Source organism: Clostridium felsineum DSM 794 (assembly GCF_002006355.2).
Classification (GTDB): Bacteria; Bacillota; Clostridia; order Clostridiales; family Clostridiaceae; genus Clostridium_S; species Clostridium_S felsineum.
In genome coordinates this window covers 19,573-45,494 of record NZ_CP096980.1, presented here as the reverse complement: position 1 = coordinate 45,494, position 25,922 = coordinate 19,573, and the positions used below count along the sequence as shown (strand labels likewise).

25 protein-coding genes, 1 pseudogene and 1 other annotated feature are annotated in these 25,922 nt (G+C 28.5%); of the genes and pseudogenes, 24 read left to right on the top strand and 2 right to left on the bottom strand.

All coding sequences use genetic code 11. The features are described 5' to 3' along the window. Positions 1 to 36: 36 nt before the first annotated feature. The 9 genes and pseudogenes from CLFE_RS00235 to CLFE_RS00195 all read left to right on the top strand — a co-directional run bounded on the left by CLFE_RS00235 (position 37) and on the right by CLFE_RS00195 (position 8,805). Positions 37 to 813, top strand: coding sequence for an ABC transporter ATP-binding protein (locus CLFE_RS00235; RefSeq protein ID WP_077894264.1), 777 nt, complete (start codon positions 37 to 39; stop codon positions 811 to 813). Then, positions 803 to 2,695, top strand: a complete 1,893-nt coding sequence (locus CLFE_RS00230; protein WP_242951663.1) for an FtsX-like permease family protein — start codon at positions 803 to 805, stop codon at positions 2,693 to 2,695. The genes CLFE_RS00235 and CLFE_RS00230 overlap by 11 nt, the downstream gene beginning before the upstream one ends. Position 2,696: 1 nt before the next feature. Next, the gene (locus CLFE_RS00225; protein ID WP_077894265.1) at positions 2,697 to 3,164 is read left to right on the top strand and encodes a GNAT family N-acetyltransferase; all 468 of its coding nucleotides are present in this window, start codon (positions 2,697 to 2,699) and stop codon (positions 3,162 to 3,164) included. Positions 3,165 to 3,211: 47 nt separating this feature from the next. Beyond that, a complete protein-coding gene (locus tag CLFE_RS00220; RefSeq protein WP_077894266.1) occupies positions 3,212 to 4,018 on the top strand; it encodes a pentapeptide repeat-containing protein in 807 nt (268 codons plus the stop codon). 5 nt (positions 4,019 to 4,023) lie between these two features. Then, positions 4,024 to 5,085, top strand: a complete 1,062-nt coding sequence (locus CLFE_RS00215) for an alpha/beta hydrolase family protein (protein WP_077894267.1) — start codon at positions 4,024 to 4,026, stop codon at positions 5,083 to 5,085. A gap of 207 nt (positions 5,086 to 5,292) precedes the next feature. Beyond that, a complete protein-coding gene (locus tag CLFE_RS00210; RefSeq protein WP_242951664.1) occupies positions 5,293 to 6,441 on the top strand; it encodes an MFS transporter in 1,149 nt (382 codons plus the stop codon). Further along, positions 6,434 to 6,847: pseudogene (locus CLFE_RS00205) on the top strand (GNAT family N-acetyltransferase); the annotation flags it as partial. The gene CLFE_RS00210 and the pseudogene CLFE_RS00205, both read left to right, overlap by 8 nt. 69 nt (positions 6,848 to 6,916) lie before the next feature. Beyond that, positions 6,917 to 7,546: a CatB-related O-acetyltransferase gene (locus CLFE_RS00200; protein WP_242951666.1), complete on the top strand. Its 630-nt coding sequence runs from the start codon at positions 6,917 to 6,919 to the stop codon at positions 7,544 to 7,546. A 347-nt stretch (positions 7,547 to 7,893) separates the two neighbouring features. Next, complete coding sequence (locus tag CLFE_RS00195) at positions 7,894 to 8,805, top strand: DMT family transporter (RefSeq protein WP_077894269.1); 912 nt, start codon at positions 7,894 to 7,896, stop codon at positions 8,803 to 8,805. Here the strand turns inward: CLFE_RS00195 and CLFE_RS00190 are convergent. Further along, positions 8,783 to 9,514: a CPBP family intramembrane glutamic endopeptidase gene (locus tag CLFE_RS00190; protein WP_077894270.1), complete on the bottom strand. Its 732-nt coding sequence runs from the start codon at positions 9,512 to 9,514 to the stop codon at positions 8,783 to 8,785. The two genes, CLFE_RS00195 and CLFE_RS00190, sit on opposite strands and share 23 nt — an antisense overlap. A 220-nt stretch (positions 9,515 to 9,734) precedes the next feature. Between CLFE_RS00190 and CLFE_RS00185 the strand changes: the two genes are divergently transcribed. From CLFE_RS00185 to CLFE_RS00130, 12 genes are all read left to right on the top strand, one after another. After that, complete coding sequence (locus CLFE_RS00185; protein WP_077894271.1) at positions 9,735 to 10,358, top strand: accessory gene regulator B family protein; 624 nt, start codon at positions 9,735 to 9,737, stop codon at positions 10,356 to 10,358. After that, positions 10,333 to 10,497 carry a cyclic lactone autoinducer peptide gene (locus tag CLFE_RS00180; protein ID WP_077894272.1) on the top strand — a complete coding sequence of 55 codons (165 nt, stop codon included), beginning with the start codon at positions 10,333 to 10,335 and terminating at the stop codon, positions 10,495 to 10,497. The genes CLFE_RS00185 and CLFE_RS00180 overlap by 26 nt, the downstream gene beginning before the upstream one ends. A gap of 109 nt (positions 10,498 to 10,606) precedes the next feature. Then, positions 10,607 to 11,941 (top strand): sensor histidine kinase, encoded by a 1,335-nt coding sequence (locus CLFE_RS00175; protein ID WP_077894273.1) that lies wholly within the window; start codon positions 10,607 to 10,609, stop codon positions 11,939 to 11,941. Between the two features lie 2 nt (positions 11,942 to 11,943). Continuing rightward, positions 11,944 to 12,669, top strand: coding sequence for a LytR/AlgR family response regulator transcription factor (locus CLFE_RS00170; RefSeq protein ID WP_077833286.1), 726 nt, complete (start codon positions 11,944 to 11,946; stop codon positions 12,667 to 12,669). Between the two features lie 104 nt (positions 12,670 to 12,773). Next, a complete protein-coding gene (locus CLFE_RS00165; protein ID WP_077894310.1) occupies positions 12,774 to 14,801 on the top strand; it encodes a DUF4135 domain-containing protein in 2,028 nt (675 codons plus the stop codon). 352 nt (positions 14,802 to 15,153) lie between these two features. Further along, complete coding sequence (locus tag CLFE_RS00160; RefSeq protein WP_077833285.1) at positions 15,154 to 15,753, top strand: type II toxin-antitoxin system PemK/MazF family toxin; 600 nt, start codon at positions 15,154 to 15,156, stop codon at positions 15,751 to 15,753. A 363-nt stretch (positions 15,754 to 16,116) separates the two neighbouring features. Further along, entirely contained in the window at positions 16,117 to 16,590 is a 474-nt protein-coding gene (locus CLFE_RS00155) for an NUDIX hydrolase (protein ID WP_077894274.1), read from the top strand. A gap of 51 nt (positions 16,591 to 16,641) precedes the next feature. Beyond that, positions 16,642 to 17,130: a peptide-methionine (S)-S-oxide reductase MsrA gene (gene msrA / locus CLFE_RS00150; RefSeq protein ID WP_077894275.1), complete on the top strand. Its 489-nt coding sequence runs from the start codon at positions 16,642 to 16,644 to the stop codon at positions 17,128 to 17,130. A gap of 15 nt (positions 17,131 to 17,145) precedes the next feature. After that, complete coding sequence (locus CLFE_RS00145; RefSeq protein ID WP_077894276.1) at positions 17,146 to 18,102, top strand: 2-hydroxyacid dehydrogenase; 957 nt, start codon at positions 17,146 to 17,148, stop codon at positions 18,100 to 18,102. A gap of 41 nt (positions 18,103 to 18,143) precedes the next feature. Next, the gene (locus CLFE_RS00140; protein WP_077894277.1) at positions 18,144 to 19,028 is read left to right on the top strand and encodes a polysaccharide deacetylase family protein; all 885 of its coding nucleotides are present in this window, start codon (positions 18,144 to 18,146) and stop codon (positions 19,026 to 19,028) included. Positions 19,029 to 19,253: 225 nt separating this feature from the next. Then, positions 19,254 to 19,451: a binding site (T-box leader), on the top strand. 193 nt (positions 19,452 to 19,644) lie between these two features. Further along, complete coding sequence (gene ilvC, locus CLFE_RS00135; protein ID WP_077833280.1) at positions 19,645 to 20,658, top strand: ketol-acid reductoisomerase; 1,014 nt, start codon at positions 19,645 to 19,647, stop codon at positions 20,656 to 20,658. A gap of 287 nt (positions 20,659 to 20,945) precedes the next feature. After that, positions 20,946 to 21,404: a DUF441 domain-containing protein gene (locus tag CLFE_RS00130; protein WP_077833279.1), complete on the top strand. Its 459-nt coding sequence runs from the start codon at positions 20,946 to 20,948 to the stop codon at positions 21,402 to 21,404. Here the strand turns inward: CLFE_RS00130 and CLFE_RS00125 are convergent. Then, the gene (locus tag CLFE_RS00125; RefSeq protein ID WP_077833278.1) at positions 21,399 to 22,271 is read right to left on the bottom strand and encodes a LysR substrate-binding domain-containing protein; all 873 of its coding nucleotides are present in this window, start codon (positions 22,269 to 22,271) and stop codon (positions 21,399 to 21,401) included. The genes CLFE_RS00130 and CLFE_RS00125 overlap by 6 nt on opposite strands. Positions 22,272 to 22,405: 134 nt before the next feature. On the opposite strand from CLFE_RS00125, the gene CLFE_RS00120 reads away from it, so the two are divergent. From CLFE_RS00120 to CLFE_RS00110, 3 genes are all read left to right on the top strand, one after another. Next, on the top strand, positions 22,406 to 23,956 hold the full coding sequence (locus tag CLFE_RS00120) for a nitrite/sulfite reductase (RefSeq protein ID WP_077894278.1): 1,551 nt from the start codon (positions 22,406 to 22,408) through the stop codon (positions 23,954 to 23,956). A 163-nt stretch (positions 23,957 to 24,119) separates the two neighbouring features. After that, positions 24,120 to 25,316: a glutamyl-tRNA reductase gene (hemA, locus tag CLFE_RS00115; protein ID WP_077894279.1), complete on the top strand. Its 1,197-nt coding sequence runs from the start codon at positions 24,120 to 24,122 to the stop codon at positions 25,314 to 25,316. After that, entirely contained in the window at positions 25,274 to 25,918 is a 645-nt protein-coding gene (locus tag CLFE_RS00110; protein ID WP_077833275.1) for an NAD(P)-dependent oxidoreductase, read from the top strand. The genes hemA and CLFE_RS00110 overlap by 43 nt, the downstream gene beginning before the upstream one ends. Positions 25,919 to 25,922 lie beyond the last annotated feature (4 nt).

Sequence of the window (25,922 nt, the reverse complement as noted above, 5' to 3'; positions counted from 1 at the left end):
ATATAAAAATAATCATATTGTAAAGGAATAAAAGCCATGAATATATTAGAAATAAAAAACGTGTGCAAAAATTATAAAGCTGAAAAAGGAATTAATACGAAGGTACTAAAAAATATTAATTTAACTGTAAAAGATAATGAGTTTGTTGGTATTATGGGAAGCTCAGGGAGTGGAAAGACAACCTTATTGAATGTAGCAGCGGGAATAGACAGTTTTGATGATGGAAAAATAAATATATGCGGCAATGATATAAGCAAAATGAAAAGAAACGAGTTATCTTTATTTAGAAGAAATAATATTGGTATGGTATTTCAAGATTTTAATCTAATAAGTAGTTTAAGTATAAAGGAAAATATACTGGTGCCTTTAATTTTAGATAAAAAGTATGAAATTATTCAGGGAGATAGCATAGATAAATTAGCTAAATTACTTGATATAGAAGAGATAATGAACAAATATCCCTATGAAATATCAGGTGGACAGCAGCAAAGGGCAGCTATTTGTAGAGCCATAATAAATAGTCCTAAAATAATATTTGCTGATGAACCAACAGGAAATCTTGATTCAAGCTCTTCTGAAAAGGTTTTGGAGTATTTCAAGTTACTTCATAGTGAATATAATACAAGCATAGTTATGGTTACTCATGATATATTTTCCGCAAGTTATTGCGATAGGGTGGTTTTTTTGAAGGATGGAGTAATAATTAAAGAAATTATAAAAAAGAAAGATAGGTTTGAATTCTTCAATTGCATAATGAAAGAAGTGCAGGCTTTTAGCATGATTGATAAGAGGAGAAAAAGTAATGAAGTTTAGTGAAATAGCATTTAAAATGTTAAGAAAAGAGGCTAAACGTTATAAACTATTTATTTTGTGTAATGTAGCTTCAACTGCTATTTTATATAGCTTTATATCAATAATGTTAAATAAGCAGTTTATGGATAATTCAATTGTCGATCCAATGATATCCAGTAATATATATGCGCCAACGCTTTTTATATTTGTGTTCTCTTTAATATTTATTCCATATTCACAAAATGTTTTTATAAGAGCAAGGCAAAAGGACTATGGTATTTTATTAACTATAGGAATGACAGAAAATGAGGTTAGAAAAAGTGTTCTAATGGAAAATTTTATAATGTGGATGGCAGCCTTAATAATTGGACTAATGGCAGGAACAATTTTGTCTTTATTTTTCTTATGGACTATTCATAATATAATAGGAATACAACAAATAAATATAGCTATTCCTAGAATTACATATGGTATAGTGATAGTATATTCAGCAGTGTTATTTGTTATTTCATTAGGTTTAAATGTGTACCGTATGATGAAAAGTACAATATGCGAAAAGATAAAATATGCACAAAAGGCCGAAATAGGTAAGTTTTCCAACGTTATATTCATTATTACAGGAGTTTTATTAACGATTATAGCTATTATTGTAATGTATATAAATAGTGATATATGGATGATAAGTTTCTTTCTCGCATTTATAGGTTCATTAATAATATTTTTCAATGGAGAAATATTAATTGACTATTTCCAAAAGAAAAATTATAAAAAATATCTAAAAAATATTTTTTTACTTTCAGATATAAAATATTACTATAGTAAAAATAAAAATATATTTTTTATCAATACATGGCTTATCTTCGTAATCTTATTTTTTTCTACACTTAGTTTAGTTAATTATCCTAGCATGGTAAAATACTCAACTATATATCATCCTTTTCACATGACATATTGTGAGTTTAAAGGAGATTTTAAACCTTTAAATAGCACTAAAGTTAAATATATTGTAGAAGAAAGTAACAACAGCATAAAAAATGAGGCTAGTGTTAAGTTTTTAAGAAATAATGCTTTTACAATATTTTCTGTAGATGATGTAAATAAAAGTCTAAAAAGAAATTATAAAGTAAAGCAAAATTCTTTTATATATGTTCATCCATATGATATAAATGATGGCTATGAACATACGGATATAAAAACTAATATTACAAGTATTAATATTAAATATAATAAAGGTGAAAGAAATTTTAGTTGCAATAGCACAATTGTTAATCCTTTGTTTGGTCAAATAAATTGTATATCACAAAATATACTTTTAGTTAATGAAAAAGATTATCAGTGGATTGCGTCAAATGGAATGGATTATTTTAGTGGAACTTTGCATTTATATAATTTTAGTAACTGGCGTAATTCTGAGATAATAGTAAATAGAATGACAAATGAATTATTAAAAAATAATGGACTAGCAGCTAAAGATAGTTTCTATAAAATAAGCTCTAGAATAGAGGCGTATAACACAGGGGTAAGAAGTTCTAAGTTTTTAATTTTTAATTTGATTTATGTATGTTTTCTTTTATACTGTGCTGCCTTAATAATGCTTCATTATAAGCTGAAAATGGAGTACAAGGATGAAAAGGCAAAATATTTTAGTCTTTATAGAATTGGAATACAGGAAGAAGAAATAAAAAAAGTGCTATCAAGAAAAATATTAATAATGTATTTTCTGCCACTTATTTATGGTGCAATAATGGATGTTTTTTTTGGTCAGTTCGCTTTTAATTTACATGTATTAACTTTAACTGTCATATTTGTTTTTGCTATAGTTCATTTTATAATATATAAAGTGTATTTTAATATATATTATAAAAGATTTATTTTAGAATTATTTAAAAAGGGGAGAGGGTAAAATGTTAATACGAACTGCAAATGAAAGTGATTTTAAAGTGGTACATGAGCTTATGTATCAAATTTTTGAGAAACACCTACTAGGAAGACCTGATATTTATAAAAAAGGAGATCCATATAGTTTAGAGCAGTTTAAAGCAGCCTTAAATAATGAAAATAATGTATTGTTACTGGCACAGATAGAGGATAATGTGGTTGGAGTTTGTCATATGATTAAAAAAGAGATGAAGAATTATAATGTTGTTAAGGACAGCTGTACAGCGTTTATTGAAGATTTTTGTGTGGACAAACATTATCAAAGAAAAGGCATAGGAAAAGAGCTTTATGAAGCTTCAATAAAAAAAGCAAAAGAGTGGGATGCTAGAAGATTAGAACTTAATGTTTGGAAAATTAATGAAGAGGCACGTAAGTTTTATGATGCAGTCGGATTAAGAGTACAAAGAACAATAATGGAGACAAGTATAAAGTAAGTTGTGATACAATTTAAATAAAAATTCAGAGAGTAAGAGGTAAAAGTATGACATATGATGATTATTTAAAAGATTTAAAGGTATGCTGCGAAAAATGTTTTGGTTTATGCTGCACGGCTTTATATTTTTCTAAATCAGATGGCTTTCCTGAAAATAAGGAGGCTGGTAACCCATGTATAAATTTGCAGAAGGATTTTAAGTGTTCAGTACATAAGAAGCTTAGAGACAAGGGATTAAAAGGATGTATAGCTTATGATTGTCTTGGAGCAGGTCAAAAAGTAGCACAGGTTACTTTTAAGGGCGTTGATTGGAGAAGTGATAAAGAGAATTCTAATAAAATGTTTGATGCATTTATTTTAATGAGGCAGTTTCATGAGATGTTATGGTATCTTACAGAAGCGTTTTTGCTAAATAAGGATATAAAAGATGAAATAGAATTGCTTATTAAAGAAACTGATAAGCTTACACTTTTAGAAGTTGATGATTTTCTAGAACTTGATGTAGATAGTCATAGAGATAAGGTTAATAAAATACTTAAAAATACCAGCGAATTTATACGCACAAAAGCTGGTACTTCAAAGAAAAAGAAGAAAATGGACTATTTTGGTGCAAATCTTAAAAATGCTAAGCTTAGAGGAGTTGACTTCAGGGGGGCATGTCTTATTGCAGCGAACTTAAGAGGTGCAGATTTAAGCTATGCAGATTTTATTGCAGCGGATATGAGAGATGCAGATATCAGTGGAGCTAATTTGGGAAAGAGCATATTTTTAACGCAAGCACAGATAAATACAACTAAAGGGGATTCCAATACAAAGCTTCCAAGTAGAATAACTCGTCCAAGCCATTGGAGGTAGATAATATGATTGAAAAATATTATTGTGTGATGGATAAGCTAGCTGAAACCTATAATTTAGAAGCGAGAAAGTATAAATTAAAAGCTAGAAATAAAGAAGAGCTGAACAAGTGGAAAAAGGAACTTAAGAGTAAACTAAAAGAACTATTAGGAATAACGAATATTGAAAAAAATGACTTAAAGCCTAAGGTCATAGAGATAGAAGAGTTAGAGGGATATAGAAGAGAAAAGGTAATACTTGAGACAGAAACAAATGTATTTATGCCAATGTATGTGCTTATACCAAGTGATTTAAGAAAAGGTGAGAAAAGGCCATGCATAATAGCAGCGCATGGACATGGATGCGCTGCTAAGGATTCTACAGCAGGCAGAATTGAAATATCAGAAGTTAAAAAAAGTATAGATCAGTATAATTGTGACTATGGATTAAAGCTAGTGCAGGAAGGCTACATTGTATTTTGTAATGATGCTAGAGGTTTTGGAGAAAGACGTGAATGGATGAATCAAGGAGATTCTGAGGAAGATCTTATAAAAAATTCATGTAATGCTATAAATAATGCGGCTATTTCACTTGGAAAAACCTTACTTGGAATGATGGTATGGGATTTAATTAGAATAGTAGACTATATAGAAACTCTTGATTATTGTGATGAAAAAAATATAGGTTGTATTGGCTTTTCTGGGGGAGGACTGCAAGCAATATGGCTAGCAGCACTTGAAGGTAGAATAAAAGCAGCCTATGTGAGTGGCTATTTTCACAGTTTTAAAGATGCGCTTATGAAAACAAATTTCTGTGGTTGTAATTTTGTTCCTGGTTTATGGAAGGTTATAGAGATGGGAGACTTGGGAGCATTAGTTTCACCAAAAGCATTACTTATAGAAAGCGGTACAAAAGATCCTCTAAATGGAGAAAGAGGTATGGTAGATGTGCAAGAACAGTTTGGCATAACTAAGACAGCATATTCTATATTAAATAACGAAAATAAATTGTATCATCATATATTTGATGGTGTACATGTATTTAATGGAGGAAAGATGAGGGGATTTTTTAAAGAATATTTGAAGTGAGTGAAAATCCTTATATACTTGAATAATGAAAAAAAATATCGTAATATTAAAAAAGTAGTGTTTATGAAAAATCGCTATGAATCCTTTAAAAGGAAGGGAGCATGAACATGATTGTAATTTGTATGCCTTAATTTAGAAAGTACAATTTTAAAAAAATTAGCCGATTAGAAAGGCTTTTTTGTTGTGCAGATTTTGGAGGTATACAAAATGAAAAAGAATAGGAATTTCATGCTGCTGTCTATTATAGCTGTTTTACAGGGCTTGGTGTTTTATGCACCTATTGCAACACTTTATCGTCAAAATAGAGGTATAGGTCTTTATGATATATTTGTAATTGAAACAATAAACCTAGTGCTTACAATTTTTTTTGAGGTACCCTGGGGATTTTTTGCGGATAAATTTGGTTACAAAAATACATTGGTAATAGCTTTTCTTGTAAACTTCATTTCAAAAATAGTGTTTTTTAAAGCAAATAATTTTAGTTTATTTTTGCTTGAGAGAATTTTACTTGCCATATCAATTTCAGGTGTTTCAGGATGTGATATTGCTTTGATTTATAATTCTGTAGGTGAAAAGAATTCAGAGAGGGCATTTAGCTTATATAATACATTCTCAATAATAGGTTTTTTCATAGGAACTGTACTATCCACATTTATAATTAGTAAATCCATGAATTTAGCTGTTCTAGCTACAATATTTCCTTATGGAGCGGCATTTGTTGTGTCGTTGTTTTTAAAAGATACAGTTTGTGATATGGACAAAAAAGAAAGTATAAAAGATGTGCTAAAAGCCACTATTAAAAGTAAGGATATTCTGATTTTTCTTGTGGCTATAGGTTTAACATCAGAAGTTTGTCATTCAATAACAGTATTTTTAAATCAGCTTCAATATAAGAGGGCTGGCATAGAGGTTAAATATTATGGACTAATCTTAGCCTTGGTGCAAATAATTTCAATAGTATCAGTAAAAACTTATAAGCTTACAGGAAAGTTTGGTAAAGGAAAGGTGATTACTTTTATATTCTGTGCTATTCTACTAAGTTCAATATCCTTGATATGGGTTAATAATCCTATAGTGAGTGTTATTCTTATTGTTATTATAGGACTTGGTCAAGCAGTCATTATTCCCATAGCTTCAGAAATTGAAAGTAAATCAGTCAAGGTTTCAAGTAGGGCTACAGTATTATCTGTATATGCTATTATCATTGATATTATAGCAGCCTTAATCAATTTAATTATTGGGAAGGCTGCAAACTATTCTATTGAAGCTGCATTTTTAACTTGCGGAGTACTTGTGCTTTTTGCTGTTGTTTTAAACATAATATATTTCAAAAGGAGAATTTTCAAAAATGAATAAGAGTATAACTTATTTAAAAATACATCCTTGTGACTATAAAATTTTAACTAAAATAATGACTGTAGCATTTAATGAAGACACATCACTTCATACAGATATAAAAGAGGATGGGCCTACGGGCTATAATGATGGAAGCCTTATAAAAAAGCTTAATGAAAATAGTGAATTTAATAGTTACAAAATAATATACGAAGATGAGATTGTTGGTGCGTATAGTGTTTCTATAGAGGATAAAAATAAGTATATATTAGAGATATTATTTATTGATCCTAAGTACCGAAAGAAACATTTAGGAAGTATAGTGTGGAAGGATATAGAGAAGAAATATAGTAACGCTGAAAAATGGATAGTTGAAACACCGGCTTATTCAAAAAGAAATTACTATTTTTATATTGAGAAATGTGGTTTTAAATTTAAAAGAAAAAATATATGTAAAAATGGAGCAGAGTCTTTTGTTTTTGAGAAAGAAATTAGAATGAAAAGTAATTCGGATAAAATTTATCCAAGGAGTAACGATTATCAGACAGTGTATCTTAAAAATGTAATATCAAAAACGAATATAGAAGTTGGGGATTATACTATATATAATGATTTTTATAATGATCCGAAAGAGTTTGAGAATAGCAACGTGTTGTATCAATATCCTATAAATAAGGATAAACTTGTAATTGGTAAGTTTTGTTCAATAGCTTGTGGAGCAAAATTTCTTATGACAAGTGGTAATCATAGCTTAAAGTCCTTATCAACATATACTTTTCCAATTTTTAACGATGAATGGGATATGAATTTAAAAGTTACAGATGCATGGGATAATAAAGGTGATATAGTAATTGGAAATGATGTATGGATTGGATATGAAGCGGTAATTATGTCAGGAGTAACAATTGGAGATGGAGCCATAATTGGTACTAGGGCATTAGTAACTAAAGATGTTCCACCATATACAATAGTTGGTGGTGTACCAGCAAAGATTATAAAAAAGAGATTTAGTGAAAGTATAATATCAAAATTACTTCAATTAAATTGGTGGAATTGGTCATATGAAAAAATACAATTAAATATAAAGAACATTCAAGAAGGTAATATTGAAAAATTAAAAAAATAGAAGCTGCGCTGCTTAAGCAGCTCAACTTCTATCTTTACGATGTGAAAACTTTAGATGAAGAGAATAAAAAATATAGATATATTAAATGTGTATTAGATAAATTTCACAATTGATAGGCACAATTTGAAGTTTATCTAATATCATGGCTACTATGACCATGCTGAACTAGGTTAATCGGCACAAAATATATTATGCTTAAATCAAATTGTTTTTATACATTTTTAATAATATATTAGATAAAAAAGTATAAAAATACACTTATATTCATAATTATGAGAAGACTGAATAAATGTGATATAATATTAATACAGTGCTAGATTGTACATATTAGAAAGGAAGGTGACATAATGCAATCCAAAACTATTAAATCCAATATAATTTTATTGATTACAGCACTTATATGGGGACTAGCATTCACAGCACAAAGCGTCGGTATGAAGTATGTGGGACCATTTACTTTTAATGGTATAAGATTTATATTAGGTGCAATTTCAATACTTCCAGTGCTGTATTTTTTTAAAGATGAAAATACAGAAAAAGATAATAAATATGCAAAAATGGCTATGATAGGAGGAGTTATTTGCGGAATAGTTAATTTTGCAGGAACAACATTTCAACAAATTGGACTTATTCATACTACAGTTGGAAAAGCTGGTTTTATAACAGGTTTGTATATTGTAATTGTGCCTATACTAGGAGTATTTTTAAAGCAAAAATTAGGAATAAATTCTTGGATAGGAGCTGTATTTGCATTAATAGGTTTATATTTTTTATGTAATACAAATGGTTTTTCTATTGGATACGGAGAGATAATGGAAATACTAGGAGCCTTTTGTTTTGCAGTTCAAATACTAGTGGTAGACTATTTTGGTAAAAGAGCAAGTTCTTATAAGCTAGCCTTTTTCCAGTACATATCGTGCGGTGTAATAAGCATGGTTATAGCACTGTTTACAGAAAATATAACAATACACTCATTATATGGAGCGGCTGTACCTATTTTATATGGTGGTTTAGGTTCAGTAGGTATTGCGTATACTCTTCAAATTATAGGACAAAGAGATGCAAAACCATCACATGCGGCAATTATAATGAGTATGGAATCTGTTTTTGGAGCTATCGGTGGTGCTATAATTTTAGGGGAAAGCATGGGTGTTAAAAATCTTATTGGCTGTATGCTAATGCTTTTAGGAATGTTAGTTGCGCAAATTAAATTTTCAAAACCCATAAAAAAGGAAATCAATGAGAAGAAAGCGGTTTAGAAGATGATTTAATTTCTCGAATACAGAAGAATATAATTAATAAGCATAGTAAGCATAAAAAAATACAAAATACTAAAGTAAATAAAGTTGTGATTTTAAAAACTAAAATTCCCATAAACAGACCCATAAGGTTATACATAAAGTGGCATAAAATAGAGGCGATAACTGACCTAGTATAATAAAAAATATAGCCTAAGATAATGCCACCAACAAGCGCAGTATAAAAAGTAATGGTTTTAAAGCTTAAGCCATGTAAAAATCCAAAAATAATACCCTGAATTAAAATAGATAAGTGTAGGGGTATTTTTTTTATAAGTAAACTTAGTATACCAGCTCTAAATAAAATTTCTTCACATATAGGACTAAAAAGAAGGGTTATAAGTATTTCAATCAATGTAATTTTATTAGAGTCTTTGCTGTAATTAAAATAACCTATATTAAAATAAGAAAATAGGCATAAAATATAGGTTGTTAATAAAGCTGCAAGAAAGCTTAAAGCAAGAATATATAATATTGTTGTACGATTAATATTTCTTAAGTTAGTAGGTAATAGTATATTTTTATGATTTAAAATAAAAATAATAAATAGACCAATAGATAAAAATAGTGTTTCAAGACCAATTTCTTTTAAATATTCAATTTTAAAGCTAAGCAAAAGGCCAGATATAATAAAAAATATAAATATGAAAAGCCAATGAAATTTTTTCATAACAACACCCACACTTTAACGTTTTTACCAAATATAACACAATATCGTTTTAATTACAAATTACAATTTATTACAAACAATCGAGCATTTATTACAAAATAAGTGACGATTGTTACAAAAACAACTAATATTGTATATATAAGGTGTACTATAGATAACATAATACATATAATATAAAACATAGATTAGTTTATATATTATACTGCCAAGGGTGATAAGTATGAAAGAAAAACTTAATTTTGTAGAAAAATTATCTCAAGATGTTGCCATAAAATTGAACAAGCATTTAAAAAAAGAAGGTATAGAGTTAGTAAAATTAAAATTTGGATTAGAAGTAATTTTTATAAATATATTTAAGCTTATAATTTTATTTTTAGTAGCATATTATTGTAAGCTTTTAAAGGAAACAGTTATTATGCTTGTGGTATTTGGCTGTTTAAGATCAAATGCATTTGGCTTGCATGCAAAGAATAGTATAGTTTGTACATTGATGTCTCTTTTAATGTTTGTATTAGGGGGATATTTAAGTAGATATTTAATGTTTAACAATTATATAGTAGTAATTTCATTTTGTATAGTTATCTTATTTTTATTAAAATATGCACCAGGAGATACAGAAGCCCATCCCTTAGTTGGAGAAAAGCTAAGGAATAGGTTAAAGAAAAATGCTGTAATTATTGGAGTGCTTCTAATGGTAGTAGCTTTAATAGTACCTGATAAAGAAATAAAGACATGCATTATTTTATCAGGTTTTTATGAAACTATAAGTATATTACCAATAACATATAAGATACTTAAGAGGAGGTATAAGAATTATTATGAATTTGAAAAAGCAAGTGAATAAAATTGGAGAAAAATTCATTGAGGGAATTGGTAAAGCATCAATGAAGATTGGTGAACAGGCAAGTGATACATGTGTTTTAATAACATTATATGAACCTAAAATGCCAGAAGAGCTGTTAAAAGAAAATCTTAATAAATAAAAAAGAAACAATGGTTATAATTAATTTGTAACCATTGTTTTTTATTTACGCAAATTATAGTATAATCTAATAGATGTAGTATTATACAAAAAGGGGAATATTATAGAATATGAGTCAATATATACAATTACTTGGAGTTATAATAATTTTATACATGTGTATTTTCAATTTATATTCACGTAAAATTAGAAAAAAAGTGTTTATTGCAGTTATGATATTAAACTATATTATATCATTGGCTATTTTGATTTCAGGTTATAAAAGTGTTGCATTTATAGCTTATTTAGCTGTACCATTTGTTTTTATATATTTAAGTACATCAGATATAATTATGAGTATAACAATTTCCACATTAGCATGTTTAATAACAATTATGTGGGATCATTTTTTAGGTGTAGTATATAGTGATGTAGCTTTAATAAGTCAAATGGCAATAAAAAACAATGCTTCCATACAAGTAATGAGTTACTTAATTGAATTCTTTGGTGTAATAATAACAAGTAAAGCTATTAGAAAATTTATATATGGAAAAATTATGAGGTATGATGGCGAATGGAAAAGAAAAATAAGAATTCTTATAGCTACAACACTAGTGCTTATGCTTTATATTTTTTATAATTTTGATTTAGTTATGGATCATAGTATTTATACATCAGGTTCAGAAATATTAAGATTAAAAGGAATAACCTTATTTTTATCCTATGCAATATTATTAGGAATAATAGTATTTGTAATTTTAAGAAGTATTATCAAAGAAATGGAACTAAAAAGTAAAGAAAATGAATTTCAAAGCTTACAGGAGTATACTAGTAAACTTGAGAAATTGCATAATGATATGAGAGGCTTCAGACATGATTATATAAATATACTTTTATCTATGACAGGATATATACAAAATCAAGATATGCAGGGGCTAGAAAAGTTTTTTAATGAAAAAATCATGCCTCTTAGTACATCAATGAAGTCAAATAATTTTAAAATTAGTCTATTGCAAAACATAGAAGTTCCTGAAATAAAGGGAATGTTTTCGGCGAAAATAATAAGGGCTCAAGAGATGGGAATTGATGTTTATATTGATATAGCAGAGAAGATAACGAGTTTTAATATGGAAATTATAGATTTGAGTAGAATTATAGGAATTTTACTAGATAATGCTATTGAAGCTTCAGAAAAATGTGACAAGCCGTCTATAAAAGTGGCACTTATTAAAAAAAGAAGTTCTGTCATGTTAATTATAATAAATAATTATTATGGAGAGATTCCAGCAATATATAAGATATATAAAAGGGGATTTTCTACCAAAGGAGATAATAGAGGAATTGGACTTAGCAACCTTAAGGAGATAATTGGACAATATAAGAATGTTATGTTAGATACAATTATAGAGGATGGACAATTTAAGCAAATTATTGAAATTAAAAATGATATCAAAGAAGGTGCTTAAAAATGCTTGAAGTGTTTATTTGCGAGGATAATTTAGAACAAAGGAAGGAACTTGAAAAAATAGTAGAGGATTTTATATTAATAGAAAATTTAGATATGAATGTGTCACTATCGACAGAAAATCCATATGATATTATTAATTATATTACTAAAAATAGTGTAAGTGGATTATATTTTTTAGATGTAGATTTAAAAGCATCTATAAATGGAATACAATTAGCAGCAGAGATAAGAAAATATGATCCGAGAGGATTTATTGTTTTTGTAACAACACATGCTGAAATGAGTTATTTAACGTTTTTATATAAGGTAGAAGCTATGGATTATATAATAAAGGATAGTAGTAAGACTGTAGCTGATAGGGCATGTCAGTGTATACTTGATGCACAAAGAAAGTATTCAGCAAAAATAACAGAACTCCAAAAAAACTTTACTATAAAGACAGAAGATAGAATTATAAATATAGAATTTAATAAAATATTATTTTTTGAAACATCATTTAAAATACATAAAGTTATATTACACTCTATAAATAGACAAATAGAATTTTATGCAAAAATGAAGGATATAGAGGCTAAATTAGATGATTCATTTTATAGATGTCACAAATCATATATAGTAAATAAAAAGAATATTAAAGAAATAAATATAAATAAAAGGCGTATATATATGATAAATGGTGAAGAATGTCTTATATCCACAAGAATGTTAAAAGGCCTTATCAAGTAAGTAAAGCATTATATTACATAAAAGTTAACGATTATTACAAAGATACAATTATCTTACTTTTTAATGTTATAATTACATCATTACAAATAAAGGGATGTGATGCCATGGAATTAAAAAGTAAAGACATAGTTGGAGAACTTATAAGTAAAAATAAAAATAGGCTCACTTCCATATCAAAAATAAAGAGTTTAATATTGGACAATACTCGAAGTATAAGGAGTAATTTACTAAAAACTGAGAGAAATTTGGAAATTAGAGAAATAAAATATTTTATAAAGGAGGGAAGGGCTATAGTAACTTTTACAAGTAATGAAAAGATTGTGTTTCAATCGTATGAATCGAAAGATGAGAAAATAATAAATAAGCTCATAGAGTGGGCTAATAAAAAAGTTGATAAGGAATATAGTTTATATGTGAAAAAAATAATGTATTCAAAAGGATGCAGCTTCTCGGAATATGTAAAGCCTGTGGATTGCAAAAATAAAAATGAGCTTTTTGATTACTACTTTAAATCAGGAGAATTGTTATTAATACTTTATATATTAGGATGTGAAAAGCTTAAAAGTGATAATATAATTGATATGGAAAATAATCCGATATTAGATAGGATTAGGAATGTGATTTCTTCAACTAATGAAGTACCGAATTTTAATTTTTCAGCAAATGAAATAGCTGAAAAGATAGTGAAGGATTCAGTATATAATATAGAGTTTTTACCAGAAAGTAAAAAGGAAGTGACAGAAGAAGAAATATACAACATAAAATGCGGTTTTGAATATATGTATAATATTGTTATGTGTAATAAATTAGAATTAATCGAATTTTTGAAACCGTTATTATCAAATAATATTCTTCAATTATCAACTATAATTACTAATGTGTATGGACTTAATAAAGAAGACTTAAAAAGGCAATTATATTTTTTAGACATAAGATTTAGTGGAGTAAAGATTTCAAAAACAAAAATAAATTTTTCATTTAGTGATAAAAAAGAAACAATAGATAGAAGTTACTGCATAAGTATGGCTAATGACTTTGGAGAACATATGATTAAAAGAGGAATTATAGGCGTTAAGGATTTTGTTACAAGTAGAACTTGGATAAGTACTATAAGTGATGAAAAAAATCAGTGCTATTCATTATCACCATTAGGATGCAGTTTTATGGATGGAAGTAGTGGAGTGGCATTATTTTTTGCTTATTTAGGTCTTGTAACAGGTAAGGAATATTTTAAAACTGTAGCCATAGAGTCTATTCAAAACTCTGTAAATCATATTAATAATTTAAATAATAATAATAATGTTAATATAGGAGCTTATAGAGGAATAGCAGGAGAAATATATGTTATATGGAATATATACAAAATTACACATAACATGCATTTGGAGGATGCCGTTGAAAATGGTATAAAATCTCTTTACATATTGGTTCAAAAAAGCAAAGAAATAGATATAAGTAATGGTATATGTGGAGCATTAGGTGTTCTTATACGCATATACAAAGATAATTATATTTCAGATAAACTTCATAATATGGTATTAAATTTAATTAATCTATGCAGGGAACTTGTAATTAAAAGAATAAATTCTAAGAAGTTAGAATTAAATAGTGTGTTCTTAAATGACAGTATACTATTTATTTTAGTTAAATTATTAGAAGTAACAGGAGATGAAAAACTAAAAAAGTATATTAAAGAAATACTGAGTATTCAAAAATTAAAGCATAGCGATCATTTTGTTAAATGGGATATAAGGATGCTTATGTCACTTATGGGAAGAGCAATTTTAAAAAATATAAATTTTGAATATACGAATCTAGATGAAGAAATTGAGGAGTTTACTAAGTATATTATAAAGAACGGTTTTGGAAACAGCATTTCGTATTGTAATGAAATATGGTGTATAGATGCATTGAAATATACAGCAGCAATTTTAAAAGATGAGAAGCTTGAAAATAGCTGCATAAAAACGTTTAATGATTTTGTTTGGAAAGAAATAAGACCACTTATAAATAAGGAAATTACATATGCAAATGAAAATATAGCGCTTTTAAATGGTGTTGTTGGATTAGCTTATAGTCTGATTAGAATGAGCAGTGAAGAGTATGTTCCTAATATTTTGTGGCTTAATTGAATAAACAATTATTTTAACAGCACATTAAATTTATTTATTTGGAAAATATAAAAACTTGGATATTTAACAAATAATTTTAGGTTAAGTATTCAGGTTTTTATATTTTTTATAGAATTTCAAAAATAAATTTCATAAATAGTATCTTGCTAATATTTTACATGAGTTATTTATGGTATAATATATACTATATGCATTAAAATAAACTGAAGTTATTTTAATATATGGTATAAAAACTGTTTTTGTAAAGTTAAAGCAATTTAAACTGTATATTCAGAATTTTGTACATAAATTTAAAGAAAATTTTCAAAAATAAAGATATACATAAAAGTAAAAGGGGGAAGGAGGATTATTTTTGAAAAGTACTAGAATTAAAGATATGAAAGATGCTGAAATTCGGACTTATATTAAAGATACTAAAAAGGAAATTGAACAGCAACTAAAGTTATATGTTAAATTAAATAATGATAAGTTATCTAATAATGGTCAAATACAAAATCTCAAGAAGAAAGCATATAATCTTAAAGAGATTTATGAGTACATAAAGTGGGCAAATGACAAAATTGCTATTAATAATAATGTAGAAGCAAGTTATGGAACTATACCAAAGCGTGGAGAGATATGGACTTGTCAACTTGGTGAGAATATTGGTTCGGAAGAAAATAAGATAAGACCAGCAATAATTATACAAAATGATACTGGAAATGAAAAAGGACCAACAACAATAATAGTACCAATTTCTAATAGACCCAAGAAGATATCAACTCATATAGAATTAAGACCAGGTGACTACAAGTTAGTACATGGAGAAGTAAATAAAATAACAGGAACAATTTTATGTGAACAGATTAAAGTTGTATCTAAAGCTAGATTGGGAAGGCATGTTGCTACTTTAAACAGTGATTTTGTTAATAAAATACTGAATTCTAAGTTAAAAATTTCTATAAAGGTGTAATAAATTAATAAAAATGTGCATAATTATAGAATAAAAAATGAAAAATATGTTGATAAAATGAAATTTTAATGGTATCATTAAAGTAATTGAGATACATACCTAGATTTGCCTAGGAGACTCTCTCTCATATATTTTTGCTAACTTACTTGACATAGGTCAAGAGATCTTATAACATATTGTGGATTGGTATAGTGCCAATCTTTTTGTTTTATAAAGAATTTTTATTTTTTAAATACTGTAAGTAAAATTAATGATAATATAGAAAAGTGTGAAAAATATGTGTTTATTTGGTGGTTTTGCAGATAAGCACTATTTTATGTGTATTAGAAAAAGTACTTTATAATGTTCAGGGGGACTAAAAGGGTGAAAAAGCTTAAATACACTATATGTTTTATAAAACGTGGAGAAGAGGTTCTTCTTTTAAATAGGGAAAAGCCTAGTTGGATGGGGAGCTGGAATGGTGTTGGAGGAAAGTTAAAAGAAAGTGAAACACCGGAGGAATGTATAGTTAGGGAAATACATGAAGAGACTGGAATGAAGTTTGAAGATGTAGATTATAAGGGCATGGTTACATGGGATGATGGAGATAAAGGAATTGAAGGAATGTACCTTTTTATGAAGGAGATTCCTGCTCAATATGATTATCCAGTACCGATAAAGACAAGAGAAGGTATTTTAGATTGGAAGAAGATATCTTGGATAATGGATCCTGAAAATACAGGTATTGCATCCAATATACCTAAGTATTTTAATACAATGTTAAGTGAGAAAATTTTTAGATGTCACTGTGTTTTTGAAAATAATATTCTCATTAGGGTAATAATAAATAATATATAAAGTTGTAATATAAAAAAATGTAGTTTAATATAAAAATTGGAGGGGATTAATGTGAAAAAGATAGTATTTGCAGGAGGATGTTTTTGGGGTGTTGAAGCATATTTCAATACAATAGAAGGAGTTTTAAATACTAAAGTAGGGTATGCAAATGGAGATACTGAAAATCCAACGTATGACGAGGTATGTACGGACAAGACAGGATATGCCGAAGCTTGTTTTTTAGAATATGATAGTAATAAGGTGAAGCTTGAAAATTTACTTGAAGCGTACTTTAAAGTAGTAGATCCAACACTAGAGAACAGACAAGGTCATGATGAAGGAACTCAATATCGTACAGGTATTTATTATTTTGATAAGGATGATGAAAAGGTCATAAAGGAATATAAAGCTAAAGAGCAAGAAAAATATGAAGCGCCTATTGTTACAGAGATTTTACCTTTAAAAAACTTTTATGATGCTGAGGAATACCATCAAAAATATTTAGATAAAAATCCAAATGGTTACTGCCATATACCAAAAGAATTATTAAAAAAACATTAATATAGAGGTGTTTGTATGAAAATTTCAGTTATTGAACCTTTAGGACTTAGCGAAAGCGAAATTAGAGAAATAGCAAAACCAATCACAGATAGAGGACATGAGATTGTAGTATACAATGAAAAGACTACGGATAAAAATATTTTAAAAGCAAGAGTGAAGGATTCAGAGGTAATAGTACTTGCAAATATGCCACTTAAAGCAGAGGTAATAAATTCTGATAGTAAATTAAAAATGATGTCTATAGCGTTTACAGGTGTTGATCATGTTGAATTAGAGGGATTAAAAAATAAAGAGATTGCAGTTTCAAACGCATCTGGATACAGTACAGAATCAGTTACAGAATTAACCTTTGGACTTGTTTTTTCTGTATTAAGAAATATAGTGCCTTTAGATAAAAATACAAGAAGTGGAAAAACCAAAGATGGCTTTTCCCAAAATGATTTAAGTGGAAAAACATTTGGAGTAATAGGTACAGGCTTAATAGGAGCTTCAGTTTGTAAAATTGCAAAGGCCTTTGGCTGCAAAGTTATTGCATATAATAGAAGTGAGAAAGAGGAATTAAAAAGTATTGGAGTTGAATATGTTACATTAAACGAATTATTATCCCAAAGTGACGTTGTTTCAATTCATATTCCTCAAACGCCAGAGACAAAAGGTTTAATAGGTAAAGAAGAAATTAAATTAATGAAAAATACGGCAATTTTAATAAATGTAGCAAGAGGTCCTATTGTTGATAGTAAAGCCCTTGCACAGGCTTTAGAAAAAGGAGATATAAAAGGAGCTGGAATTGATGTTTTTGATAAAGAACCGCCACTTGATTTAGATTATGGTCTTTTAAAAGCAAAAAATACAGTATTAGTACCACATATAGGTTTTGCTACAAAAGAAGCAATGGTAAGAAGAGCACATATAACCTTTGAGAATATACTTAGTTGGCTTGATGGAAAGCAACAAAACATTGTAAAATATTAATGTTAAGCGAAGTACTGTCTCATAAATAAGGAGAAGTTTTAATGAGGAGAAGAAAAAAGAAAAAAAGAATCCCCAAGGGTTGGATATTAGGTATAGTTCTTATTGTATTATCCGTAGCATTTATAATAGAGGCAATGGTAATAAAGGGCAAAAGCGTGTCGTATAAAGATTTAGCGTATAGCTCTAAAAATTTTCAGAAGAGATATATGATAGTAACAAGTGCACGTGATTCTATAAAAACACTAGAAAATCGAAGAAGCAATGTGGGAACACCCATTGAAGAAATATATAAAAATGACGAAAAGAAAATAGCATATTTAACCTTTGATGATGGACCATCAACAACAGTTACCCCAAAAATATTAAATACATTAGAACAAAATAATATAAATGCAACATTTTTTTTAATAGGTTCCAATGTACAATTAAATGATGAGTCTAAAGATCTTGTTAGAAGAACATTCTATGATGGTAACTCTATCGGTAATCATACATACAATCATAAACCAGAGGAGTTATTTCCAAACAACAGTACCAATGTACCATTATTCATTTCACAAATTGATGCGACAAATCTAGTACTAAAGACTGTTTTAGGACAAGACTTCAATACTAGGCTTGTAAGAATACCAGGTGGAAGAATGACAAGGGTACATACACACGATGTGAATTTAAATCAACTAGAACAGGCATTTAGGGATAAAGGAATTGTTGATATAGATTGGAATTGTTATGATTTTGATGCTGAGGGAAAACCCAAAAACGCACAGCAATTACTTGAAAATGTTAAGAGGACTTCTTATGGAAAGAAAAAAATAGTTATTCTTATGCATGATACCTATGGTAAGGAAGAAACTGCAAAGGCACTTCCAAATATTATTGAATATTTAAGATCTCAAGGATACGAATTTGGAACTTTAAAATAAATATTATACTTATAATTTTGAAAAAATTTACTTATATTTATAAGATATTGTTATTAAAAAAAGTTATGAGAAATGGTTTTCAAATTAGTAAATTATCATTATTTTATATAATAAACAAATATTATGACAAAAAAATAAAAAAACCATTGACATTAAATCAATTAGGTATTATTATCGTCACATACAGTAAATATTCGTAAGCAATTAAAAAAATAATATTAAAGTGTAAAGACAATGAAGAGGAAGAGTAAATAGTGAGTATTTTCCAGAGAGTGAGCGGTGGTGAGAGCTCATAAATATAGCTATTGAAAATCGCCTTAGAGTCGTAAGTTGAAATTAGTAGACTTTTACCGGTTTAAGCCGTTATTATATTAAGTAAAAAATTTGGGTGGTACCGCGCGACCAATAATTCTCGCCCCAAGCAGAGAATTTTGGCCGTTTTTTTATATATATAATTATAAATACATAAATTAATTTTAGTTCTGTAAGGTTTGTGCAATTCAAACATACGGAATATTCGCAAAATTTCAATTGTCATAATTTTTATGCAATTGAAGGACGATAATATGTACAACATTAACAAATTATTATAAATAATATTTTAGGAGGAATAACAATGGAAGAGTTAAAAGTTTATTATGATGAAGATGCAGATTTAAATTATTTAAAGGATAAAAAAATAGCTATTATTGGTTTTGGAAGCCAAGGACATGCTCATGCATTAAATCTAAAAGAAAGTGGACTTAATGTAATTGTTGGATTATATAAAGGCAGTAAATCATGGAAAGTTGCAGAAGATTATGGATTTAAAGTTTATGAAGTAGCAGATGCTGTTAAACAAGCACAGGTTATAATGATCCTATTGCCAGATGAAAAACAAAAGAAAATATACGAAGAGAGCATTAAGGATAATCTTGATGATTCAGATGCATTATTCTTCGCTCATGGTTTTAATATACACTATAATCAAATAGTACCACCTAAGAATGTAGATGTACTTATGATAGCGCCAAAGGGACCAGGACATATTGTTAGAAGACAATATACAGAAGGTGGAGGAGTTCCTTGTCTTTATGCAGTATATCAAGATTATACTGGTAAGGGTAAGGAAATAGCTTTAGCTTATGGTAAAGGAATTGGCGGAACTAAAGGTGGAGTTATGAATACTACCTTTAAAATTGAAACAGAAACAGATCTATTTGGAGAACAAGCAGTACTTTGTGGTGGAATTTGTGCACTTATCAATGCAGGTTATGAAACATTAAGAGAAGCTGGATATTCAGCTGAAAATGCATATTTTGAGTGTTTCCATGAAATGAAAATGATAGTTGACTTAATGTACGAAGGCGGCATGGCTAGAATGAGATATTCAATTAGTGATACTGCTGAGTACGGAGATTACGTTGTAGGAAATAGATTAATAAATGACAGCGTAAAAGCAGAAATGAAGAAGGTTCTTACTGAAATTCAAGATGGAACTTTTGCTAAGAACTGGTTACTTGAAAACCAAACTGGAAGACCAGCATTCAATGCTAGAAGAAGAATAGAAGCAGATAGAGAAATAGAAAAAGTAGGAAAGAGACTTAGAAGTATGATGAGCTGGATTAAAGAAAATCCTTCAAACGAATAGTAGATAATTATAGGGGGCTTTAATACAATTAGTAAAAGTTAAATAGGGGCAACTTTAAACTAAAATTGTGTTACATAAGGGTGTTTTAAAAATGAATTAATATCATTTTTAAAACACCCTTAAATTACTATATTGTGCAAAAAGTCAAAAAATAAAAAATAGTTATTGACAATACCCTGTGGATAATGTTGATAAAATCCTAAAAAAATTTAAGCCTGTGGATAACTTTGAATATATTATAAAAATTTGCATAATAATTAATGTAAGCTTGTTGAGGAATGATTGGATTGGAAGCTAATATAATTCTAGTAGTAATACTTGGTATATCAATATTAGGAAAGGCTACTTCAGTATCTATTTCAGTAGCATTTTTATTAATTATTAAACTTCTTGGTGTGGATAAGTATATTTATCCTTATTTAAATAGCAAGGGAATGTTTTGGGGATTAGTTATACTTATAGCAGCAATACTTATACCTATTGCAGAGGGAAATATAAAAAGTGTGGATATAAAAAATAATTTAACTTCTTTTGTTGGAATAACTGCACTTATTTTATCCTTCTTAACCACATATTTGAGTGGAGTGGGGCTTAAGTATCTGACAGTTCAAGGGCATAGTGATGTTATGCCATCACTTATTTTAGGTTCTGTAGCAGCAGCGGCTTTTTTAGGGGGAGTTCCAGTAGGTCCACTTATAACATCAGGAATTTTAGCATTGATAGTTAAGGCAGTAAAAAAATCATAGATTATTTAATTTGTTTATAAAAAGTTCAGCTGCTTTTGACAAACTCTTTTCATGACATAAATATGAAAAATATCGATGATATGCTGTTTTTGTGGGAATTATTTTTAAAGCTTTACTTTGTATATCCTCCATTACTACAAGTGAAGAAATAAGAGTAATTCCCAAATTGTTTATTACTGCTTGTTTAATTGCATAATTACTTCCCAAAATTATTATATTTTTAGGGTAGATATTTTGAATATTTAAAAAGGTATTTAAATTTTCACCAGTTCCAGAACCTTCTTCTCTACGTATCCAGGTTTGATTAGATAAGAATTTATTTAATTTAACATTTTTATTATATTTAAAAGAATTTGGACAAACCACTACCATGGTGTCCTTGTAAAAATTTTTTAGGGTGTAGTTCTCTAGAGGAACAGTACCTTCAATTAAAGCTATATCAATATCATAGTTTTTAAATTTATTATACACGTGTTTTGTATTTTCTATAGTAACCTCTACTTTAATATTAGGATATTCTTTTATAAAATCTCCTAGCATTTTGGGAAGTATAAATTCACCTATAGTCATACTAGCACCTACCTTTAATGTACCTGAAGGAGAATCCATGTAACTATTAAGTTCTTCTTTTGTTTCATTTAAAAGTGATAACATTTGTTTTGCACGTGTGTAGAGTATTTTTCCAGTACTCGTAACGAAAATATTACGTTGCTTGTTAGAACGTTCTATTAGCTTTGTGCCAAAGTATTTTTCTAAATGAGATATATGAAGACTTACTCCTGGTTGTGATATGTTTACAGCCTTTGCTGCCTTAGTAAAGCTTTTTTTATCTACCACAGCAATAAAGGTTTTTAATTCTTCTATCAAGAAATTCACCACCTATAACGAATACTAATAGGTATAATAAAAAATGCATATTATACTTATTGATTGAAACAAAGTATACTATATTTATAATAACAGTGCAAATAAATACTGAAAATAAGGTAGGAGATTATAATATGAAAGAATTAAATGAAGTTTTACTAAGTGAGATTGACGATTTTAGAAAGCTTGGACATGATTTCTTAGATGGAAAAGTAGGTAAAATGGATTTTAAAGGAGCTTCAGGTGGTATGGGGGTGTACGCTCATAGAAACGGAAAAGAATTTATGATAAGATTTAGGATACCATCTGGAATAGCCTCAAGAAAAAATCTTGAACTTATTAGGGATTTTGCTAATAGATATGAACTTAATTCAATTCATCTTACAACACGTCAAGCTATTCAACTTCATGGCATTTCTATTGATGCTGTCTGTGATATGATGGAAGAAGGAATAAAAAAAGGACTGTACACAAGAGGAGCAGGAGGAAATTTCCCAAGAAATGTTGCAATTTCACCTTTAAGTGGAGTGGATAAGGAAGAAGCCTTTGATGTATCACCTTACGCATCAGAAGTAGGAAGGCATTTTATGCAGAAAATACATACGTACAAGCTTCCTAGAAAATTAAAGGTAGCCTTCTCAAGCAGCATTGAAGACATGGGACATGCAACTGTTGCGGATCTTGGATTTTTAGCAGTTAAAGAAAATAACCATGAATATTTTAGGGTATATATAGGCGGAGGACTTGGAAGGGATTCTAAAGTTGCGGCACCATATAAAGAGCTTATAGAGCCAAAGGATGTTTTGTACCATGTAGAGGCTATGACAAGACTATTTATAAACGAGGGAGACTACAAAAATAAGTCAAGAGCTCGTATAAGATATATACTAGATAGAATGGGAGAAGAAGCTTTTGTAGATTGTTACAGTAAGTATTTATCAGAAGTAAAGAAAGAAGAAAAACTTGATTTAAACATAGATAAAAAAGCTTATGAAAAAGTAGGTTCAGAGGCTAAGGTAGAAAATAAGAGACTTATAAGCCAAAAGCAAGAAGGGCTATACAGTGTTTACGTTCATCCAGTTGGGGGAATTCTTAAAACTTCTGATTTAGAAAATATTCTAGAAGCTACAAAGAATATTGAAGATGTGGAAATAAGAACATCAATGACAGAAGGCTTCTATGTAAGGAATTTAAATGGAGATGAAGCTGAAAAAATTCTTGCATTAACAGAGCATATAGGAGGCAATACAAAACTCCAATATTCAACTGCGTGTATAGGTGTACCTACTTGCCAAATCGGACTTTTAGATAGTCAAGATACGTTAAAAAGTGTATTGAAATACTTTGAAGATAAGAATTTTGGGTATGATGTACTTCCATCAATTCGTATATCTGGATGTACCAATTCTTGTGGCTGTCATGAAATAGGAACCATAGGCTTTTGCGGCAAAAAGAAGAGAGTAGATGAAGAAGTTAAAGATGCTTTTGAATTACATCTTAATGGAAAGTTAAAGAGTACAGAAACAAGACTTGGAGACTATGTAGGAGATGTTTTAAAGGAAAAGGTACCTGAGTTGTTGTATGAGCTTGCAGTAAGTGTTCATGAAGATAAAGAGGAGTTTTATAGCTGGATTGAAAATAATGATAAGAAAGCTAAAAGTATCATAAATAAATATCTAGTATAATAAAGTTTAGGGAAATCAATATATCGATTTCCCTAAACTTATATTAAAGGGCATTATATGCGGTTGTTTATTAACTTCTCAAAGTATATAATGTAGATAGGTTTAGTACAATATATAAAGGCTAGGAGGGAGACCGCTTTAAATTAATTTATTGCGGAAATTTATGATACAGCTTTTAGGGTTAAAAAAAGATTTAAAGGTTGAAGTGAGAGAAAAATTTTCAATAATAGAAAAGAGAATAGAAGATAAAGATATACTTTTAAAGGAAGTATGTCATGAAGTTGTTATATTAAGTACATGTAATAGGACGGAAATATATTTTAATAGCAATAAGGATAAAGAGCAAATTATAAATGAAATTTTTTATAAATTAGGATGGAATAGTGCATCTCTAGATAATTTCTTTTATTATGAAGGAGATGAAGCTATAAATCACTTAATGGAGGTTTCGTGCGGTTTTGATTCTCTTATTTTAGGAGAGGATCAAATATTAGGACAAGTAAAAAATGCATATAATACAGCACTAAAAGCTAAGACAGTAGAAAGTGAATTAAAAAAGCTTTTTCAGCTTGTGATAACCTGCGGAAAGGAGTTTAGAACAGGAGCTAAGCTTAATAGAATTCCTGTATCTTCGGCATCAATAGCAGTTAATGAGGGTAGAAAAAACAATTTAAAAAGATTTATGGTTTTGGGTTTTGGAGATGTAGGCTCTTTAGTTTGTAAATATATATTATCAGGTGCTTTTGATATTTTATATATTGTTGTCAGAAATAAAGCTGTTGTAAATATAGATGATGATAGGGTAAGGGTTGTATCCTTCCATGAAAAGAATAATTACTATGAAGATGTAGAATGTATGATTTCCTGTACATCAGCACCACATCCCGTAATATGGGAAAATGAGCTTCCGGAAAAAGAGTTCACCATTTTTGACTTAGCAGTTCCAAGAGATGTTGAGGATTCTTTATATAGCAGAAACAATATTGAAATATACGATATAGATCAAATAAGTATAATAGATAACGATAATAAGCACAAGAGAAAAGAAATAATGATAGAAAATAGATATATAATGGATAAGTATTTATTACAATTTTATAATTGGAAAAAGCTTAAAGAAATAGTTCCTGATATTATAGAAATGAAGAAATATGGTGAAAGTATATACAAAAAAAGGTACGAGAGCTTTAAAAATAAAAAGGCCACAAAGGATAATGATCTCTTAGCACACACCATGATAAAAAGTACGTCAGATGCCTATATAAATAGAGCTATAGAAGTACTTAAAGAGGAGCAATTAAAGGGGCGTGGAGAGGATTGCTTAAAGATAATAAGAAAGATATTTCAGAAAGAGAATTAGAAAATTCCTTTATATCACTAATTTCACATAAAATTAAGCTTTTAGTTGTTGGGGGCGGAAATGCAGCATATATAAAAGTGAAAAACTTTATAAAAAGAGGATGCTCAATAACTGTGGTTTCCAAAGCTTTCATAAAAGAACTTAAAAACCTTGAAGATCTCTCTAATATAAAATTAATCCAAGGTGAATATAAAAAGGAATATATAAAAGAGCATCACTTGGTAGTTATAGCTACAAATGACTTAAAACTAAATGAAATTATAAGACAGGATTGTGATGATATAAATAAGCTTTATATGGATTGTAGTGAGCCAGAACAAGGATTATATATTGTTCCTTATCAAAAGGCTTCAAGAGTATTTTCTCTTTCAATTAAAACAAATGAGAAGAGTCCCAAAACTTCAAAATACATTTTAGATAAAGCTATGATGTATCTTAAAAAGTATGAGGATTTTTCAGAATATACAGCAAAGATAAGAAATAAAATTAAAGTAAGTAGCAAAAGAGAAGTTATGAGTTTTATTTGCTCAGATGATTTTTATTTCTTTTATAATAAAGGAAAAGCGGATATAGTACTTCAAATATTTTATAGAGAATTATAAATAG